At 58.8% G+C, this 2,149-nt stretch carries 4 protein-coding genes; 2 read left to right on the top strand and 2 right to left on the bottom strand.

The genetic code is table 11. From position 1 onward, the window contains the following. On the top strand, positions 1-221 hold a 221-nt coding region (locus WBV42_RS17230; protein ID WP_423987114.1), incomplete at its 5' end, for an AIR carboxylase family protein. A 418-nt stretch (positions 222-639) separates the two neighbouring features. On the opposite strand, the gene WBV42_RS17235 is transcribed toward WBV42_RS17230, so the two are convergent. Further along, on the bottom strand, positions 640-906 hold the full coding sequence (locus WBV42_RS17235) for a hypothetical protein (protein ID WP_423987115.1): 267 nt from the start codon (positions 904-906) through the stop codon (positions 640-642). 134 nt (positions 907-1,040) lie between these two features. On the opposite strand from WBV42_RS17235, the gene WBV42_RS17240 reads away from it, so the two are divergent. Next, positions 1,041-1,226 (top strand): hypothetical protein, encoded by a 186-nt coding sequence (locus WBV42_RS17240; protein ID WP_423987116.1) that lies wholly within the window; start codon positions 1,041-1,043, stop codon positions 1,224-1,226. Positions 1,227-1,251: 25 nt separating this feature from the next. Here the strand turns inward: WBV42_RS17240 and WBV42_RS17245 are convergent. Beyond that, positions 1,252-2,149: (Fe-S)-binding protein (locus WBV42_RS17245; RefSeq protein WP_423987117.1), on the bottom strand; the 898-nt coding region annotated here is incomplete at its 5' end.

The raw sequence follows: 2,149 nt of genomic DNA on the forward strand, positions 1-2,149 counted from the left end.
AGGGTGCCCTGCCCACGGTCGTCGCCGGACTCGTGAACACGCCCGTCATCGGACTCCCCGTCTCGAACGGCTACGGCCACGCTAGCGGCGGCGAAGCGGCGCTCTCGGGGATGTTGCAGTCCTGTACCGTCCTCTCGGTCGAGAACATCGACGCTGGCTTCGTGGCGGGCGCACAGGCCGGTCTCATCGCCCGTGCGGTCGGGTCGGCGCGGGAGAAGTAGGAAGAATCGGGGGGAGTGAGTTCGAAGATGAGGAAGTCAAGCGGACTGCGTTCGGTCGTCTTGACGATGGCGACGGACGCTAACCACCGTGAGCGGGAGAAGAATAGCGAGTAGAACCATCAGTCCGATGTTGGTGAACCGTAGTTCGAAAAACCGAGTGACAACGAGATACGCCCAGCAGAACGTGTATCCGGCTCCCGTAATAAGGGAAATTTTTGGCGCATCGTGAATATACATGCTGTAAAGTATGAACAGTTGTGCAACGAAACAGAGTGCCGGGACGGCAACAGAAAGGGGATTCATTACTCACACGATCAATTTCGCTCCCCATAGTTGTTAGGTACCCAATGTTTTCTCTCAGGCAGACGGTCTGAGTTCGTCGGAGATGGGGTTCTCGGGCAACGGTCGAAGTCGAGAGTCAGATGGACTGCGTTCGGTCGTTCCACCACTGGCGATGGACGGTAACAGCGGTGAGCGCGAGGATAGTCACCAGTAGAACCCCAAGTCCGATGGTAGCGAAACGAAGTTCGAAGAACTGAGTCACGGCGAGGTATGCCCAGAAGAGCGTGTATCCGGACCACGTGACGAGGACGATTCGAGGCTTATCTTGGCGGTACTGGATGTAGAGCGCGACGAGTTGCGTGACGAAGCTAAACGCCGCGAGGTCGAAGAGGAGGGAATCCATCGTCAGTACGGTCGGTTTCACTCCGCATAGTTATTATGATTCCAACTGTTTCTGTGGGAAGATTAGTAACCGCGGTTACGGTCGGAGTGCGGAACGTTCGAAAGCTATTTTCTTCACCACATTATTACCAGAATATGGAGATGGGCAGAATTCGAACAGTTGTTTGTGCGTTGATCGGTCTCTCTGCGGGCGCGGTACTCGGACCGCTGTTCGTCCCGAATCCGACGGGACTGCTCGCGGCAGCGACAGCACTCGCCGTCGCGCTGCTGGTCGGTGGCGGTCTCTATCGCTCGAACTGGCGGCGTCGCTCGTCCGAGTAAAAGTCAAAAGCGAAAATCGACGAATTCAGGCCGAGACCTGAATCTTCTCTTCAGCGCCGAGCGCTTCCACGACCAGTTCGGCCACGTCGATGATTTCGATGTCGTCCTCGTAGCCGCCCGTTTTTCTCCCGTCCTCGTACATCGTCATGCACATCGGGCAGGCGACGACGAACTTCTCGATCTCGGGTCCGGCGTCGGTGTCTTCGAGCGCCTCGCGGATGCGCTCCTCGCTCGGTTTCGACGTTTCATCGAAGTCCATCCAGAGGCCGCCACCGCCGCCGCTGCAGCAGAACGAGTTGGAGCGGTTGCGCGGCATCTCGTCCAGGGTACAGCCGGTTCCTTTGACGATTTCGCGCGGAGCCTCGTACTCGTCGTTGTAGCGTCCGAGGTGACACGGGTCGTGGTAGGTGACCGTGTAGTCGAGTTCGTTTCCGGAGAGTCCCAGTCGGTCGGACCGGAACAGTTCCTCGACGACCTGCGTGTAGTGGTAGACCGGCGCGTCGAAGTCGTCTGCCATCTCCGGATACTCGTTTTTGAACGTGTTGTAGCTGTGCGGGTCGGTACAGACGATTTTGTCGAACTCGCATTCATCGAACGCGGCGACGTTGTCCTCGACGAGCATTTCATAGAGACCTTCCTCGCCGACGCGACGCACGTCGTTGCCGTCGTTCTGCTCGTCCTCGTAGAGGATGCCGTAGGAGATGCCAGTCTCGTGGAAGATGGTGGCGAGCGAGCGGGCGACGCGTCGGTTGCGCTCGTCGTAGGACGGGTAGTCGCCGACGTACCAGAGGAACTCCACGTCCTCGTCGCGGGCGTCGGGAATCTCGAAGTCGAGTTCCTCGGTCCACTCGGGGCGGCGGCGCTCGGGGTCGCCGAACGCGTTGCCGTTCTGGAAGACGTTCATCATCGCGTCCTGCACGTTG

This window comes from Haladaptatus sp. (genome assembly GCF_049589095.1).
Taxonomy (GTDB): Archaea; Halobacteriota; Halobacteria; order Halobacteriales; family Haladaptataceae; genus Haladaptatus.

Coding starts and splice junctions, on each gene's coding strand:
- WBV42_RS17235 (WP_423987115.1), bottom strand. CDS start 906: ATGGATTCCCTCCTCTTCGACCTCGCGGCGTTTAGCTTCGTCACGCAA.
- WBV42_RS17240 (WP_423987116.1), top strand. CDS start 1,041: ATGGAGATGGGCAGAATTCGAACAGTTGTTTGTGCGTTGATCGGTCTC.